Source organism: Moorena sp. SIO3B2 (assembly GCF_010692525.1).
GTDB classification, from domain to species: domain Bacteria; phylum Cyanobacteriota; class Cyanobacteriia; order Cyanobacteriales; family Coleofasciculaceae; genus Moorena; species Moorena producens.
In genome coordinates, this window is record NZ_JAAHHE010000027.1 from 1 (window position 1) to 16,451 (window position 16,451).

15 protein-coding genes and 2 pseudogenes are annotated in these 16,451 nt (G+C 42.6%); 6 read left to right on the top strand and 11 right to left on the bottom strand.

Annotated elements, in window-relative coordinates; all coding sequences use genetic code 11:
• The 6 genes and pseudogenes from F6K38_RS09350 to F6K38_RS09375 all read right to left on the bottom strand — a co-directional run.
• Positions 1-680 (bottom strand): annotated as a pseudogene (locus F6K38_RS09350) (O-antigen ligase family protein); the annotation flags it as partial.
• A gap of 402 nt (positions 681-1,082) precedes the next feature.
• Positions 1,083-2,522: an oligosaccharide flippase family protein gene (locus F6K38_RS09355; protein WP_044493605.1), complete on the bottom strand. Its 1,440-nt coding sequence runs from the start codon at positions 2,520-2,522 to the stop codon at positions 1,083-1,085.
• Positions 2,523-2,618: 96 nt separating this feature from the next.
• Positions 2,619-3,581 carry a glycosyltransferase family 2 protein gene (locus tag F6K38_RS09360; protein WP_008185809.1) on the bottom strand — a complete coding sequence of 321 codons (963 nt, stop codon included), beginning with the start codon at positions 3,579-3,581 and terminating at the stop codon, positions 2,619-2,621.
• A 935-nt stretch (positions 3,582-4,516) separates the two neighbouring features.
• Positions 4,517-4,682, bottom strand: a pseudogene (locus tag F6K38_RS09365) (IS66 family transposase); the annotation flags it as partial.
• Positions 4,655-5,095: a transposase gene (locus F6K38_RS09370; RefSeq protein WP_008185807.1), complete on the bottom strand. Its 441-nt coding sequence runs from the start codon at positions 5,093-5,095 to the stop codon at positions 4,655-4,657. The gene F6K38_RS09370 and the pseudogene F6K38_RS09365, both read right to left, overlap by 28 nt.
• Before the next feature lie 77 nt (positions 5,096-5,172).
• Positions 5,173-5,427, bottom strand: coding sequence for a DUF6444 domain-containing protein (locus F6K38_RS09375; protein ID WP_008185805.1), 255 nt, complete (start codon positions 5,425-5,427; stop codon positions 5,173-5,175).
• Positions 5,428-6,260: 833 nt separating this feature from the next.
• Here F6K38_RS09375 and F6K38_RS09380 point away from each other — a divergent pair.
• The 4 genes from F6K38_RS09380 (at position 6,261) to F6K38_RS09395 (ending at position 8,182) form a co-directional block, all read left to right on the top strand.
• Positions 6,261-6,560 (top strand): hypothetical protein, encoded by a 300-nt coding sequence (locus F6K38_RS09380; protein ID WP_008185803.1) that lies wholly within the window; start codon positions 6,261-6,263, stop codon positions 6,558-6,560.
• A 205-nt stretch (positions 6,561-6,765) separates the two neighbouring features.
• Positions 6,766-7,068, top strand: coding sequence for an RNA-binding regulator (gene rbp / locus F6K38_RS09385; RefSeq protein ID WP_008185801.1), 303 nt, complete (start codon positions 6,766-6,768; stop codon positions 7,066-7,068).
• 688 nt (positions 7,069-7,756) lie between these two features.
• Positions 7,757-7,957 (top strand): 30S ribosomal protein S21, encoded by a 201-nt coding sequence (gene rpsU, locus F6K38_RS09390; protein ID WP_008185800.1) that lies wholly within the window; start codon positions 7,757-7,759, stop codon positions 7,955-7,957.
• 81 nt (positions 7,958-8,038) lie between these two features.
• Entirely contained in the window at positions 8,039-8,182 is a 144-nt protein-coding gene (locus tag F6K38_RS09395; RefSeq protein ID WP_154659833.1) for a hypothetical protein, read from the top strand.
• An 18-nt stretch (positions 8,183-8,200) separates the two neighbouring features.
• Here the strand turns inward: F6K38_RS09395 and F6K38_RS09400 are convergent, their stop codons facing one another.
• From F6K38_RS09400 to F6K38_RS09415, 4 genes are all read right to left on the bottom strand, one after another.
• Complete coding sequence (locus F6K38_RS09400) at positions 8,201-9,142, bottom strand: glycosyltransferase family 2 protein (RefSeq protein ID WP_008185798.1); 942 nt, start codon at positions 9,140-9,142, stop codon at positions 8,201-8,203.
• A 797-nt stretch (positions 9,143-9,939) separates the two neighbouring features.
• Positions 9,940-10,269 carry a hypothetical protein gene (locus tag F6K38_RS09405; RefSeq protein WP_008185796.1) on the bottom strand — a complete coding sequence of 110 codons (330 nt, stop codon included), beginning with the start codon at positions 10,267-10,269 and terminating at the stop codon, positions 9,940-9,942.
• Positions 10,270-11,276: 1,007 nt separating this feature from the next.
• Positions 11,277-12,167: a WecB/TagA/CpsF family glycosyltransferase gene (locus F6K38_RS09410; protein ID WP_044493600.1), complete on the bottom strand. Its 891-nt coding sequence runs from the start codon at positions 12,165-12,167 to the stop codon at positions 11,277-11,279.
• A gap of 339 nt (positions 12,168-12,506) precedes the next feature.
• Positions 12,507-12,887, bottom strand: a complete 381-nt coding sequence (locus F6K38_RS09415; RefSeq protein WP_131827148.1) for an EamA family transporter — start codon at positions 12,885-12,887, stop codon at positions 12,507-12,509.
• 135 nt (positions 12,888-13,022) lie between these two features.
• On the opposite strand from F6K38_RS09415, the gene F6K38_RS09420 reads away from it, so the two are divergent.
• Together F6K38_RS09420 and obgE are read left to right on the top strand one after the other, a co-directional pair.
• Complete coding sequence (locus tag F6K38_RS09420) at positions 13,023-13,724, top strand: Mo-dependent nitrogenase C-terminal domain-containing protein (protein WP_008185791.1); 702 nt, start codon at positions 13,023-13,025, stop codon at positions 13,722-13,724.
• A 146-nt stretch (positions 13,725-13,870) separates the two neighbouring features.
• Positions 13,871-14,920, top strand: coding sequence for a GTPase ObgE (gene obgE, locus F6K38_RS09425; RefSeq protein WP_008185790.1), 1,050 nt, complete (start codon positions 13,871-13,873; stop codon positions 14,918-14,920).
• Positions 14,921-14,952: 32 nt separating this feature from the next.
• On the opposite strand, the gene F6K38_RS09430 is transcribed toward obgE, so the two are convergent.
• Positions 14,953-16,425, bottom strand: coding sequence for a hydrolase (locus F6K38_RS09430; protein WP_008185787.1), 1,473 nt, complete (start codon positions 16,423-16,425; stop codon positions 14,953-14,955).
• Positions 16,426-16,451 lie beyond the last annotated feature (26 nt).

Consider the following 16,451-nt stretch of genomic DNA (forward strand, 5'->3'; position numbering starts at 1 on the left):
GATATTTGACGTAAGCGGCGGTTTTCTTCACCCAAGCAGATGAAAAAACTTAGAATGGAACACACCCCTACAATGGGGGGGTCGGGGGTGTAAAGAACTGTCCTGGGTAAAGGGATACCAAAAAAAGGTTGTAAGTCAGCAAATGTAACTTGCAAACTCAAAGCACCTCCCGGAATTAGACGGGCTAAGGGCGGTAGAAAAGGTTCTTTGCCTAATCCCACTACCAGCATGAGCATCTCAATGGCGATAGTCACTAAATATCCTGTTGCCATCCAAGCTACAGCACGGGTCACCACCTTAACCCTGATGGCATGCCAAAATGGTAGGAGCAGTGCGGCAAAAATTAAACAGTAGCTCTTGAAAAAAGTTACGAACGTAGCAGCAATTTTCTGCAAGGCAAACCCGACGTCATTGAGACCAAACGTAGCAGTCCAGACCATGACTAGAGCCATACCTAACCAAGCCCAGATACAGGCGGGTATCGATCTTCTAGTGAGTTTGTCAATGTCAAAGTTGACTCCTAAGAAACCAACAACTACCGCTGGGTAGAAGAGTGTTTGTATTCCCAACAACCACCAGAGCGGTGTTAGCACAATCACCCAGTAAATAACTTTTTCTGGAAATGACATGGCACCCAGTTTAAAGTTTCTAGTGTGGAAATCTGGTATGCTAGAGGTCATAGTTAACAGTCCATACTTTGATGTTTTAGAGCACGTTCATTAGATGAGAGTGATTCAAATCTACTAGCTTCGTTCGTTTATAGTGTTATTTTGGTTGTTATTTGTCATTTTTTATTTTTATTGATATTCCCAAGGTTTTGCCGTTTCCATAACAGTATTGTTTGATCGCGTTTATCATACTTATGAGGTACAGTCAATTTTCTTCCCCCCTGATTAAGGAAGAGGGGATTCCTACTCCCTACAATCCATGACTTTTTCCATTACTCAAGTGATAACTGCTATATATGAGCAGCTACAATAACATTGTGCCTATTTAATGCCTTAATTTAGATTAGAAAAATTACGGATTAAACAGTGAATTCGGTTAACCTAACATTCAGTAAATTTACTGAATTTATTAGCTTATAACTGACTTTTACCTAACTTTGTCAGCTGATTAGCCAATTTCCCTAGTAGAGACTGGTAACTCAAAAATTGTTTGGCAGCGATCAGGCGCATACAGACGATATAGAGACTCATAAATAGGAAGGGCTTCAGGATTGTTGGTAAACCTAGACAACTGACAATGGCTAACAGTACAATCAGAGCAGCTTTAAAGCACGGAAGTAAAAACTTCATCAATGGCCAACCTAGTGCTCGGCAACCTACCCACCACCAGTAGACTGTCCAGACAATTCCTAGCACGAAAGCAACTGCAATTCCCACCCCAATTAGTCCTGCTTGCTCAGCACCAATGATAAAGCTCAAGAAAGCGACCGGAGCAATCATAAGGTTAACCTTGGCGTTAATCCCAGTTCTGCCTTTTGCTGCAAGCATATTAATCAGTGAATTATTGATCAGCCTAAAGTAAGCAAACACAAGTAACCAAGGAATCACCTGGCAGGCTGGCACCCACTTCTGGCCAAATATCATAGAGATGAGCTGATCGTCTACCACTAAAAAAAATAAGGCGTATAGAGGAGCCCCCAGGAAAGCCATTTGTTCAACCATTGTGACTAGAACACTTTGCTGCTGTTCGTCATTCTCTAACTGGGCGAAGGAGGACATTCCTACCTGATTAATCACCTCACCCATTACAGTGTTAATTGTCTGGGTCAATTGGTAAGCAAAGTTGTAGTATCCCAAATTCGTATTACCCAGCAGTTTACCAATGACAAAGTTGTCACCATTGGCATTTACATAAAATCCCAAACTGGAGCCAGTGGCACCAAAACAGAACGACAAAACTTCTGAGCTAGCCTGTGGATCAATCTGTAAGCGGAATTTGTGTTCTACATGACCACGACTAATCCAATACTCTATAAACCAAAAAGCCGCATCTCCCACTACAAATGACCAGTAGCTCAAACCGATAAAGGCGCAACCAGTGGTAGAGACTACTCGCACTAACGAGGCGATTATGGTCGCATGGGCTATTTCCCGATACCTCATCTGTCTAGTGAGTACTCCCTGATAAACAGACTGGATAGAAGCCACCACCAGATTAAAGGCGAACACGATCAGAATCCATACCAGGTCTGGTACACCGAAAAAGTTAGCCGCTAGGGGAGATATCGCCACCATTGCCACTGCCAACATCAATCCCCTGGCAATAGCAATTGTGTATGTTGTATTTAAATAACGCTGGTCTTCAATGCCCTTGTAGACAATAAAAGAGTTGATGATGCCTTGGGTGAACAAATTCAGGAAAGACCAAAAAATATAGGCAACGCTAATCACCCCAAATTCAGATGGCAACAGCAACCTTGCTAGTATCAGGTTACTTAGCAATACCAGCAGACGTGTCCCGAGGGCTCCGTATGTTGTCCAGAACCCACTTGTGAGTAACGAGCTGAGTTTCATTAGGTTAGCAAGGTTTGGAAGGGACAAAAGGCTTGCATGTAAAAGGCTTGCACGTCAAAGGCCAATGACCAATGACTGATGACTAATACAAAATTTTTAGTTGTTTGCTCTGTATTCTACGGAGCCAAGCGATCGCTTAATCACCAGCTTGGCTAGTGGTGCCAGACGTACAGCTACGAGCGTCAGAAGCGATCGCGGATCCCGATAGAAGATTGAGCTATTGGCAGCTAACGCTTGGTTGATAAAGTGAACAGCTTTAGCTGCATCACCAGCAGTTAGGGATAATCGAGCTAGGTAGCGATACATATAGGCGTAAGCCGTCGGCAATACTGTCTCTACCAATTCTGGAGAGCGTTGATAAGCTGATTTAAGTACCTGTTCATGAGAATGCTGCATTTGTGTTATGTTAAAAGAAAGTCCAGAAGGACGAACTCGGTAGCAACACAAGACTTGTGGCTCCCGATGAAAACGCCAGCGTCCCGTAGCGGCAATTCTTAACCAGAAATCTATATCTTCTGAACTGCGTAACCCTTCGTCAAATTCCCCGACTTCATCCACTAGACAGCTTCGGAATACACCATTAGAACCATGACCAATGAAATTCTTGCACAGTAGGGCTAGGAGTGGGTCAGACATAACTGGCTTACCACTCAGACGCATTATCGTGGGACTTCCATCATCACGGATTGCTTGTGAGGCACTGTAGACAACCCCTACCTCTGGTTCCCGATCCAGTACAGCCACATGGTTAGCTAGTTTCTCCGGCTTGTAGACATCATCTGCATCAAGTAGAGCGATGTAGCTAGCACGAGCATGACGGATGCCATAGTTACGAGCCGATGAGAGTCCTCCATTGGACTTCTGCAATAACTGAAAGCGTGAATCCCGCCGACAAAACGGTTTAACCAGTTCAGCGGTATCATCAGTAGAGCCGTCGTCAACAATGAGGACTTCAAATTCTCGACAAGACTGACCCTCAAGAGAGACTAGCGCTTCCCAAATGTAGGAGCGAACGTTATAAGCAGGAACGACAACACTGACTTTTGGTGAAGTAATCATTCAAAACTCCTATCTCTAATATCTATTTCACTTATTCAGACTACAGATAATACAGATGATGATGAAATGATGGGGTCATCGGGTGAAGAATATTATTGAAGTTCAAAAGATGTAGTGATTTGGCTAAGGTCTGGTCATGATTTCCGGTGCTAAAATCACTACTTGTGTACCACTATCGAGCCACGCAGCCCCTCCCCACTCGTGCTTTGCATCACAGGGTAAACGTATCTAATTTGCTGATTCCTATATATAATGTTTTTGTAATTAAATAAACACTATATGTGGAAAATACCTTGTCAACAAGCACAATAAGGCTGGGTTTATTGAGAACTATCCCCAGTGTATTGACAAGATGCCTTTACCCTGCTTTGCATCAAGACAATACTAATGCTGCGAGGTCTGATCTATATCTGCTCATTCATTCATCTATAAACATGTGCTAAATCTAAGTAGATCTTACTTTATGCAAAAATAATTTGCTGACTTTAATTAGCTTTAATTCAAAAATAGCTATTTTTTTGAAACCTACTTATATTCATCAATTTGTCTGATTTAATTATAGTGTGAATACTTTAGATTATTTTTCGATATATTTACTATTTTTCTACATTTTTTCATTAGGTAAAAACCCGTAAAAATTACGTATAATTGCGGTATATAGCAATTATCATAGCTATGAGGTACAAAATTTCGGGATTTTAGGGAACAGCGGATCTGGGAAATCAGAAGAGGGAAGAGGAATGCGCTGCATCAAAACAGGGAATCAACGTCAAAAAAGACTGTACCTCATAACTGCGATCAACGCTATATAGCCTTACTCATACTTATGACTGAAGGTAACCGTCCCATGGCCTTACGCCACCATAGGTATTTGAGTGTTGATCAGAGTTTGTGGTAATAGGGATGGAGCCGATAACCCTAATCCCTTTTTGGTGCTGTGCTTTGAGGGATGTCACCACAGTCAAAATTCTCGTGCGCGAATTCACTGCCGGCTTGAGATTGGGAACCAAAGCTGGTTCGCCGCCAAATCACGGCAGTGCGTAGGGCACGTTCTGCGGCATTATTCGTGGGCTCTACCCCTGGAACATATACAAAAGTCCATCACCATTGCCTTGGCTAAAGCTGGTTTCATCACTATGAACAAACCCCTGGCCTTGAACATACTGCTGAGCTTGTTCCACTGGAGCTGCGACCGCCTCACTCACCTGGTGACGAAGACGATTGATCCTCCCACGGGAAAGCTCAACACTAAACTTTGTAGCAAGTAAGGACTTCACCATCCGGTGACTTTGGCGATGTTCTACACTAAACCTTGCAACCACTGCCGCTAATCGGTCTCCTAAGCCTAATGATGGTACCTCGGCAGGGAGTGGTGCACGGTTCTTCCTGCCGCAGCAAGTGCATTCCAACTGATGCAGTTGATGTTCAATTCCCTTGGCCGATAGCGGCGGAATATCAACGATTTGATCACGATAAGGGTGCGCTGGTCGAAGCCGCTCAACTGCTCTCCACAATGCTGACCAATATCTGGTACATGGGAATGGACTTCGCTACAGGCTTCGAGCGGATAGAGCTGTGGTGTTTTCTCGGATCAGCCATCACTGCTAGACTTTTTCTTTTTCTTTGTCTTTTTCTTGTTGAGAGTCTGGGGGTTTGACAAATCTTGCTGACCAAAACCGTCACTTGAGGGGGGACGAGATGAATTTTGTGAATTTTGCTTGAGTTGCTCTTCTATATAGGCCAAACGCTCACTCAAAACTGTTACCACCGCTTTTACACTCCCTGGGGTGGCATCCCAATCTCCCAAAGGAATTTGAATCCCTGGGATGTTAATCTCTACACTCATAAACCCAATCTTACCACAGAATCGCCACTGAAACCCACATTTCTTCGTTGGAGGCTGGGACGGTTACGACTGAAGTTACCCTTAGCGATTTCATAAAAACCCTTGCCTAGAGAGGTTTCCAGCCATTTTTAAGCTACCGCTACTGGGTACATTTAGAAGCGACTCCTGAAAAGCATTTGAAAGGATTTGAAGCGAATGCTATTTTTGTGCATAGTACCATGATTGCAAGCATCAAGCCAAAACCTACATGGGTACATATTTGGGAAACTCAATCGCTACATCGTTTACAGTAAGAGAGTTTGAGGCTGAAAGTAGTACAAATGAACGGTGTGACTTCAGTTATGAGAAACATTCAAGTTTATTACCCCGTTTTGATGCAATAGCGAGTGGTTTGGGTTCTGTTTGGGTCACTTGTGAGCATCTTGTCACAAAAATTACTCACTACATTGTGTAGTTCTAAAAGATTACGAATTTTGAGGATTTTGCAATGGGGTTGACCTTATCGCCCGAAGGGCTAATCGCAAATTGTTAAATAATTCTAAGTATTTCTAGTTGGGATGATCACTCAGCATGAGGTTTTTATATACAGCGTTTTTCATGACTATAAGGTACATAGGTGCGCTTTCCGCATCTAATTATTAAATTCCCATTAGCTGCGCGCCTCCAAGGCCGGGTAACCCGGCCTTGGGTCGCGCCTTCGGGTCGCACCTCAGGATTTTTTCCCTGTTCCCTGATCCGAAGTTCCCTAAAACCCAAGAATTTGTACCTCACCCAATGGCCAACCGCTGTATTACTTAATGTATTACAAATTGAAGTTCTTTCAAAAATAAACGGTGCTACATGAAGAAAAGTTAAAAAATTTGCCATCCTTACTCCAAGCAGATCCCATAAAAATTTACAAAAATTTACATAGCGATAAAAACTTTGGTCCGACTACTGATCAGCAAAAGGTGATCACCAAATGGGCTGATCAGCGACACGCTGATAGCGTCCGTCAAAAGCTCAGTCCCAAATTCGGTCACCTGCCCTGGTTTATCGAGATTTGCGGCTATAATGAAACCGCTGTGAGGGGAGAGGGAGAGATGAGGAGTGGGTATGAAAAGTTTTTTCAAAACTGGCAACTATGCAATTAAAATCCACAACAGCTTAATTGCACAACTTAATTGCACAACCCAAGTAGGAGGTTAGTCACGTTAATGTCTATGTTATCATAAAAAGCGAGTATAGGTATCGGTTGCAGTTTTTGTTTTCAGTGTTGACAGGTTTCTTCTGTTTCATATTGCTAAGCATGCCTCCGAAATTTCTATCTCTACATAAATCAAATTTTGGAGATATTGTATGTCTGTCTATGTTGGTAACCTTGCACGTGAGGTGACAGAAGAGGATCTGAAATCTGTGTTTGAAGAATATGGCGAAATCAAGCGAATTCACATGCCCACCGATCGCGAAACAGGTCGCTTAAGGGGCTTTGCTTTTGTGGAAATGAACACAGAGGAGGAAGAAGCGAAGGCCATTGAAGAGCTTGATCGAGCTGAATGGATGGGGCGCGAGCTCAAAGTCAATAAAGCCAAGCCTCGGGAAAAAAGAAACTCATTTGGGGGCGGTCGCAAAGGTGATAACTTCGGCGCTCGTCGCTACTAAGCTCGCTTTGATCTAAATCAAAACCCAATTCTCAGGTCTGAGCCCAGGGCAGGGGTTTTACCCCTGTCTAGTTCTACCCTGCGCGTCAGAATTTAGGGAGTAATCCTGGTAGGGTAAAGCAAACTCGAACTCTAGTTGGAAGATACTAGTGTGGGTAGGATTGCTGTCTATCAGTCGATTGAAGGCATCTTAAACTTTTTGATTCAGACAAGTATGAACGTTTAAGACCTAAAGTAGGAAAACCCAAATAGGCAGTGTTCAGATCGAGAATCACACTAGTTGTAGTGTGTGAGTTAACCAACAATATCATTAATTCCACGGCTCATAGCTAAAGTCAGTTTTAAGGGAGATATTGTAGCAAACTCTCCAGGCTGAAGCGTGGAGGTACACCATCACAGTCCACTTGACAAGGAGTAAGGAAAAAATAAGGATTTGAGAGCCTGCTTTTGGCAGGCTTAATTCGGATTTCTTTGCCATAGACGAGTGCAGGCTATCCAGGTGCAAGATTATGATTTTCAACGGACTTGAGATATAAGCCATTCGTTTTAAAAACTGGCCAGATGCCAACACCTTCCGTCAGTTGTAGGAGTTTTCTCAGTCAATCAGAGGTTTGCCCTGTCCTGTACTTATGGGATGAATGATGACTTGTTATTCGACCACGGAAGCGATCAAAACAGGAGGACATTGAATGACCCAAGTGGTGGTTGGTGAAAATGAGCAGTTAGAGTCAGCCCTACGTCGATTTAAGCGAAAAGTCTCCCAAGCTGGCATCTTTGCCGATATGAAAAAGAATCGTCATTTTGAGACATTTGCACAAAAACGCAAACGTAAAGAAATTGCGAGACATCGGGAACGTCGAAGACTCCGAAACCGTAGAAGACGGTTCTAGCAGGGTAGATTGCTAGATTAATTTTTTAGATCCACTCCGGTAGCATCGTTATTGTAAGGCGTGGGTAATAGGTAAGAGGTAATGGGTAATTGGCAATTGCGATTACTCCTGTACCATTACCGATTACCCGTTGCCTATTTCCGTGACCCATTACCCAAAACAACCTTGGATTATGAACACTACATTATGAACACTAAATATGACAAACGACAAAAACGGACTTGATATAACCTGATGTTTTGCTCAAGTTGTTAATGGCTGAGGATTCTTAGTCAGTAAATTCCGCAACCAGCGTCGAGTCTTGGGAGAGATTAGCCACATACCGAAGTACAAAATTATATCCATAGGTAGGGGTTTGCCATGGCGAATGGCTTCCCAGAGAAGGGGAAAAAATGCCTTCCACTCACCAGCGAAGGCAGCTCTTGAACTTACCTGTGTCAAGATAAAGGATGCGTAAGCACGGGGTGTAACTAACTCTTGTAAATTTTGAATCCAGTTTAATGAAGTCCGCCATTTAGTAGTGCTACTAATACTAGGATGGTTTTCTCCTAAATACCACACTGACAATGGTTCAGTCACAAACTCAATTCCTACCTCTTCCAAAGTAGTCGCCCGTAACACCCAGCCCCAATCTTCGTGAATTTTACCGCTGCTTCCGGGGGGGATTTTTTGCAATAACTCTTTGGATGTAAGAATAGTTGAAGCTTGAATTAGTCCTTCTCCCTGGAAGAAGGTATTGCGAACAAACAGATATTCACTCAGTGCTTCTGATTTAGAGGGAATTCTTCTCGGCCAAATGGAATCGTTTTGGGGAGTCCGAGCAATTAGGTAACAGGTAACAATGGGGTATTTGTATTGGGAACGATTAGCCGCTTCCAGTTGCAGTTCAAGTTTTTGGGGCATCCATTCGTCATCATCATCTAGATGAGCAATCCATGGGGCTTGAGCTGCAGCAATCCCCGCCCTACGAGCGGCAGTGCAACCTTGATTGGTGGGCAGTTCAATCACCCTTAGCCGGGAGTCATCCACTTCTGCGAGTGAGGCACAAGTAGCCTCATTCGGACCATCTATGACAACAATGACTTCGATTTGACTAAGGGTTTGAGCTAGAGCGCTTTGAACAGCTCGTTTAACTAACTTTGGTCTGCGATAGGTAGGTATTACGACACTAACTAAGGGTTTCAAGGTTATATCCTCCTGATGATATGTAAAATGAAAAATTTCTGCTGATTATAAATCCTAATGATTGGCAATATTTTTAAAAAAAAATAACTAGTTTTAGGGACTGATTAAGCATGGCTACCCTTGGGTAATTAGGGAACCAAAACCAACTCAAATTTGTAAGTAATCAAAGGAATAAATATTAGCTAACAACCTCTTTATATAGCCCCTACGCCAATAATATTATTTGAATTAACTGAATAATTTATAAAATCTCAATACTAGTAGGGGGATATCAGTCAATTCATGAAACAAAAAAAAAGGAACCCAAAATTATTAAACCCGAAGTTATAGCAAAATTACTCCTCGCAGCTAGTTTGATTGAGTGCATCTCACTTTTGCAATTAGCCAAAAATTATAATAAAATCTCCAGACTCCCCGCGCCCCCGCCCCTGCTTGTTTACAAATATGAGATGCACCCGTTTGATTATCCTGAGGGTCACAATATAGCAGTCGCCAGGGCAGTTAGGACATGACAAAAGTCTCAAACCTAAGTAAGCGCAAGAGTTTGACTTCTGACTTCTGACTTCTGACTTTTGACTTCTGCTATAATACTGATTGATAAGGGTTGCTAGGTAAAATGAACTATCGATATATTTTTTGGTTATAAGCTGATGAAATTTTTACTTTTGAAACCAATAATTATTAATAGCTCTCTCTCTTTGATTTTCATAAAAATAACTTAATAAGCCATTTGCTTTGGCATTCAAAACATCGGAATGATAATTATCACCAATGTGAAGGATATCATTTGGGGTACATCATAGCTGTTCAAGAACATATGGATAAATATCTCCCATAAATTTAGTTTTCCCTATAGCAGAAGACAAAAATAGATTGTCACTCTGATCATAGCCTGCGGCATGAAGAATTTTATTAATCACCGATAGGAGATACATATCTGAGATGAAAATAATCTGTTTTTGATTTTCTCGGCAATAGTTATAGACCGAAAAAATAAATTCATTACGTCGGCAAACATCCCTTTCGGTTTCTATTTCAATTTTTTTGAGTATTTGTGCCGTTTGGTCATTAACTCCAAAATATTCTACCAAACACTCAAATATGGTATCCAAGGTAACTTCTGACACTTGTTCTCGTCTCCAGAGTTTTTCCCTAGATTTTTTTTATGCTTTTTGCCTAAGCTTAGGATAATTTGGTAATAACTCGGAATGACAATACTCATACTGCCTTTGAACCAGTGTAAAGACATCACTTGGCTCTAAAACATTGCGTATAATTGCGGTATCAAAGATATCAAATGATACGTATTTTGATTTACTGATGATCTTGGCTAGTGTGTGATCCATCTGACCTATCTTGAAGCTAAGCTGCTAAAAAACTAATCCAGTTTTGGGTTTGCCTTGCCATATCTATGTTTTCGTTTTCCTGACTACCCTGATTTTCCTATTCAAGGGAAAAGTAAGGATAGAGAAGTAGTTAAGGAGACTAGCATTGAAAAGAGTAATCAGAAAACGGGCAATAAAAGCATTGCCCTGGCTAAGTGAGAAATCTCAGACTATCTAATGACAGAATTCCCATTAGTGGAGAAAAAGTAACACTATTACTCTCAAGCAGAAAAATTATCGATCATGAAAGCAGTGTCTTTGTGGAAACTCCAAAACTTTCTCCCGATCTTGGAAGGTTGGTGAATTACCTCTGTGGTGCCTATACAATTGGGATACAACCATACACTACATAAGACCCCCAGCTTAGCCGCAGGCTTAGTGGGGGGATGGTGCCAGGGTATTCACAGCATTTTGCCTATGTCAATAGTGATCAGTGAACCGACACTCTAAAATACGGAAATATACCTGCAATATACGAAGTGCTTTGTAAATGTCAACCGTAGCTAATGGGCAATTGATACTAAGTTGGGATCAAAGATAGTATCTTCCTCAAAAGGTGATGGAGTGATGGGGTGATGGGAAGAAAGTGCTAAGTATGAATGCAACTTAGTATCACTTGGTATGAATCACGATCATGGTGTTATTGCACCATGACTGAGACAAAATTAATAAAATTAATTTTCTCAGTTATTCTGAGTTGACTGGCTAGAACTGACTAACAGCTACACATCAGGTACATCCTGATTTTGCTAGTTCATTCCCTGAGGTAATGGTGAAAGAAGGCTTACAGGCTCGTCTAAACTGTGTTTTTGTCCATTTAGCATGTACCCCATCTTCTCTACTCTCAAAGGTTGTGCATAAAATTTAGCTAGAGCAAGTTGAAAGAAAAAGGCTGGATTACCGAGTAAGTAGCGAGCTGCGAGACGTTTGGGTTCACGGGATAGACGATAAAGCCACTCTCCACCAAGATTGGAAATAAATTCTGGACAGTCAGGAACCAAACCTGCTAATCGGTCGATCACTGCACCACAAGGCATGAACACATTGACATTAATACGACTACGATGCTGCCAAATCCATTTTTCTTGAATTGGCATACCCATGCCTACTAATAAAATATTAGGTTTTGCCTGGTTAATTTTATTAATTATCTCTTCATTTTGGCTGGGGTCTTCTTTATCAAAATATCCGTGATGACCATCGACAATAATATTGGGGTATTGTTGTCTAAGGTTATTAAGGGCTGTTTCTAGATGCTTAGGCTTTGACCCCAGCAGAAACATTGACAAACTATTTTGGTTAAAATTATCCAGTAATTTGGGCATTAATAGTGTGTAAGATGCGCGGTATTTTAGGGATAAATTGTACCCCATAAACTGAAGGGCTTTTAATATACCCATACCGTCACAATGGGCGATTTCTGCACTTTGGATAAATTCATAGAACCATGGGAGCTGCATTGAAAAATTAAAACTATGTACGTTATAGTGAGCTACGGTTATTTTTCTGTCTTCAACGCAAGCGGCATGAATGGCGTCTACAATCCTAGGGACGGTTACACAAGATATTCTACGCTCTAGCAAATGTACATTAATAGCAGGTAAATAATCTAATTCATTCCGTTGATTTTTTATTGCCATTGCCGTAATAGTTAGACTAGTGATTATTTACAGTATTGCCACCTGTTGTTCGCGATCGCGTTTTCACGATGTCAAACTTATGAATAAGTTATGTGTGTGTATCACAAGTAGGACTTACGCAGCTGATCGAGAAATTAAGGTTTTAGCCAATAGGGAACTTCGGCTCTGGAAAGAACCGGGAATAGGGAATTACAGCAGTTTTACAGATCTGATTTTACAGATCTGAGTGGGTAAGTCCTGAGTAGGTAAAAGGCTTGTATGGTTGGATGGTATCCCCCCATTACCCCCCTAAAAAAGCCGGGTAAACAAGAGGCTTACATCCATAGTCTTGACAAATGACTAATGACTAACTGATTTTTTCCAAATTACCAACATTACACCGCAGATAATCAAACCCAACCCCACGGCACGGCTAACGGGGATGGTTTCCTTAAAGAAAAAATAGCCCATCAGTACGGAGAAGACGTAAGTCAAGGATACTGAAGGACCAGCAACGCTGAGATTTACCCGCGTCAGCAACAAAATGTATGCCAGTGCCCCTAAACCATAACAACTTAGCCCTGCTATAATTTCTGGGGTCTTGGGTATACTGAAAATCTGATCTAGCCAATTGCTAGCGTTAACTTTTTCCAGCTTTTCGGCTCCAGTTTTGAGCAAGAACTGTCCAGTAGCACTGGTTAGGACTGACATTAAGAAAAGACTAAATTCTGCTAGATTCACGAATATCTCAGAATTACAAGTGGTCGATGCTTCTTAATCCGATTGCTAGTTTGATGCTATAGGCTTCAACCTTCAGGAGCTTAAGTTATTGTGATTGCTCCTAAAATAGTGTTAGGAGATTGATTTTAAGTATTTATGGCTACTTCCAGCACTGCTACCTACACCGAAGAACAGATTTCAGCTTGGCTGCGGGGTTTATTTGCCGTTGCCTGGGCTGATGGTCACTTTGACCCTGAAGAACAAGAGGTTATGGCTCAAATCACCCAGGAGACATTGGCTCCTGGTACTGATTTGCAGTCTTTTGATCAACCGATTACTCCTGAAGAACTGGCAGCAGCTTTAGGTAAGGATAACACAACGGCAGAGAATTTTCTACGAACTGCTGTAATGGTAGCCTTGGCAGATGGGGTGTACTCTGCGACTGAAGCTGATGTTCTAGACCAGTTCTGTGAAGCACTAGGTCATAAGGTTGAGGCTCTTGAATCACTGCAGGTAACTCTTTATGACGATAAGGCAACTGAGCAAAGGGATTCTGCTGATGCGTTAGCTCAAGAACCAGGAAGTTCTGACCATCCCCATTCGGATATTCTACAGCCAGTACGGGATTGGTTAGATGGTATGGATGTTAATGACCCACGTGTTGCTCGATTTATGTGCAAACTGATTCCTGCTCAGTGTCCGTTTGAACGGGACGTGAAGCTATTTAATCACAAAATCGTCCACATCCCACCGATGTGTAAGCTTAATCCTCTCTATGATCAGTTAGTCGGCTTGCGCTTCCGGGCTTTATCTTATTTAGCCGATGATTGTGGTGAAGATGTTTCATCTTATTTATAAGTGGTGATTGGTAATTGGTGATTGGTGATTAGTCATTAGTCATTGGTGACTAGTCATTAGTCATTGGTCATTCGTAGTTAGATTGATTAAGGAGAATGGGGTCAACTGACTGGTGTCAAGAAAACACTAAGGACTAAGAACTAATTATGCAATTTATCGACCAAGCAGAAATTGAAGTTGTCGCTGGTAACGGGGGCGATGGAATTGTGGCGTTTCGGCGGGAAAAGTATGTTCCTGCTGGAGGACCGGCGGGGGGTAATGGTGGTCGGGGGGGTAGCGTGATTTTGAATGCTATAGAGCACCTGCAAACGTTGCTAGATTTTAAATACGCCCATTGCTTTCGAGCTGAGAATGGGGGTCGGGGAGGCCCTAATAATCGGACGGGAAAAAATGGTAGCGATCGCATTATTGAAGTTCCCTGTGGCACGGTTGTTTACAATGCTGACACGGGAGAAATGCTGGGGGATTTGGTGCAACCTCGGCAAATGCTTTGTGTTGCCAAGGGTGGTAAAGGAGGTTTGGGAAATCGGCATTTCCTGAGTAATCACAATCGCGCACCAGAGCATGCGTTACCTGGACTACCAGGAGAGCAATTGAGGTTACGCTTAGAGTTGAAGTTACTGGCGGAGGTGGGCATTATTGGTCTACCTAATGCTGGTAAGTCTACTCTGATTTCAGCACTCTCAGCGGCACGACCCAAGATAGCCAATTACCCCTTTACCACTTTGATTCCGAATTTAGGTGTGGTTCGTAAACCAACTGGGGATGGTACTGTATTTGCTGACATTCCTGGGTTGATTGCTGGAGCTCATCAAGGTATTGGTCTCGGTCACGACTTCCTACGTCATATCGAACGCACTCGCTTGTTACTGCATTTGATTGATATTACTGCTGCTGACCCGATTGCTGATTATCAAACCATTCAACAGGAGTTACAAGCCTATGGCAGAGAATTGCCAGAGCGTCCCCAAATTCTTGCCCTTAATAAAGTAGATGCGGTTGATCAAGACATGATCGAAGAGGTTTCTACTTACCTAAATCAGCTTACTCAGGTACCAGTTTTTTCGATTTCAGCTGTTGCTAAAATCGGCTTGGATGCTTTGTTATCGAAAATCTGGCAATCTCTAGATCAGTTGTCAGTGGCAGATTGCTCAAAGACAACAGTCAACCTTCCACAGTCAACTGTCAAGGTTTAACCGGTAATTAAGAAATGACTAATTATTAATGGCTAATTATTAAAGTAGTCATAGACTTGTCGAGAAATGGTGCGAATCAGTTTTTCGGCACTGGCATCATTAAAGGGGCGTTTGACCATTACAGAGATAATGTAACGCTTGCCGTTGGGCATTTTTACCAAACCTACATCGGCCAGTAGTCGGCCAAGGGTGCCAGTTTTGTGGGCAATGGTGGCACCATTACCTAGTCCTTGGGGTAATAAGGTGTTGGTCTTAGTTTGGATCATGATATCGATCAGGTCAGTACGAGATTGGGGAGAAATCCACTTACCTTGCTCAAGGTTAAAAATCAAACTAGCTAGTTCTCTTGGGCTAGTGGTGTTTGTTCCTGGCAAATCTGGTAGGGGGTTGCGCAGTACAGTTTTTTTCAAACCCCAAGAGCGGAATCGTTGATTGAGAACTTCGATGCCACCAAGACGTTCAATCAGCATATTCGTAGCCGTGTTATCACTAATGGTGATCATTTTGGTGGCTACTTCCAGAGCTTTGTACTGTTTGCCTGGTTTTTGATATTGCATGTTTCCAGAACCACCAGCAATCATCTCTGGTTTCATGGTTATATATTCATCTAATAAAACTTTGCCTGCATCTACATCCTGAAAGAAAGCAATTAGAATTGGTAACTTAATGGTGCTAGCAGCAGGAAAAATTAGACGGCTATTTGATTCTAGGAAAGCACCGGTATCAAGATCATGGATGAAGATTCCCGGTTGCAATTGGGGGTGTTGCTTTACTAGAGTTTGAATTTGTTTTTGTAAGGGAGATTTGTTCAGCAGCAGGGGTGTCAATTGAGAACTAATTGTCTGACTCAAACTCTGCTGGACTTCAATGGGAGCATTGTCTGTGGTTTTGGTAGATGGTTGGCTAGCAGTACCCAAGCTGGATAATACGGTACCTGCGATCGCTCCGAGACCAATTCCTACAATCAGCAAACGGATAATCAAAATCCAAAGCCGGGTAGAGGAGTTTTCGGAACGGCGTTCTCGGCGAGTTCTCCGAATTTGTACAGATTGATGATTTAGGGGATTGGGGAGGGGTAGGCTAGCCTTTAGTCGGCTTGGTTTGGAGGATTTAGAGGATAAATCAGCAACTAATTGTGGCTGAGGACGTTGCCGAATTGGATTACGAGCATTGGTTATGGTGGGCAAGGATGAGGACGCTGGTGTGGCAAAGGGATTGACTCTTCTACGAAGGTTTGGTAAATGGGGTGTTCGGTATGCTACCCTCAGTTGGGATTGACTGGAGCGAATTGTAGAAGGTTTTGGTGAACGGGATAGACGAGCACGGGTACGGGGGGTAGGTGGCGGGGTTGACCGAGATTTATGTGATTTTGCGGATGAGCTTTGGCGGCGCGCTTTCTGTTTTGGTTGGGATTTGGAGGGTTTAATGTCCTTAGTTTGTGGCTGTTTGCTAACGTGGCGACGCGGGCGGCGGCGGGAGGAGGTTGGTTTCTGTTGTTTTTCCACTGCTGAATCTTAGGCTGAGGTTTACC

Excerpts from the sequence above, each read along its gene's own strand:
- F6K38_RS09355 (WP_044493605.1), bottom strand. The coding sequence starts at position 2,522 with ATGAAACTCAGCTCGTTACTCACAAGTGGGTTCTGGACAACATACGGA.
- F6K38_RS09360 (WP_008185809.1), bottom strand. The coding sequence starts at position 3,581 with ATGATTACTTCACCAAAAGTCAGTGTTGTCGTTCCTGCTTATAACGTT.
- F6K38_RS09375 (WP_008185805.1), bottom strand. The coding sequence starts at position 5,427 with ATGAGTGTAGAGATTAACATCCCAGGGATTCAAATTCCTTTGGGAGAT.
- rbp (WP_008185801.1), top strand. The coding sequence starts at position 6,766 with ATGTCTGTCTATGTTGGTAACCTTGCACGTGAGGTGACAGAAGAGGAT.
- rpsU (WP_008185800.1), top strand. The coding sequence starts at position 7,757 with ATGACCCAAGTGGTGGTTGGTGAAAATGAGCAGTTAGAGTCAGCCCTA.
- F6K38_RS09395 (WP_154659833.1), top strand. The coding sequence starts at position 8,039 with ATGGGTAATTGGCAATTGCGATTACTCCTGTACCATTACCGATTACCC.
- F6K38_RS09410 (WP_044493600.1), bottom strand. The coding sequence starts at position 12,167 with ATGGCAATAAAAAATCAACGGAATGAATTAGATTATTTACCTGCTATT.
- F6K38_RS09420 (WP_008185791.1), top strand. The coding sequence starts at position 13,023 with ATGGCTACTTCCAGCACTGCTACCTACACCGAAGAACAGATTTCAGCT.
- obgE (WP_008185790.1), top strand. The coding sequence starts at position 13,871 with ATGCAATTTATCGACCAAGCAGAAATTGAAGTTGTCGCTGGTAACGGG.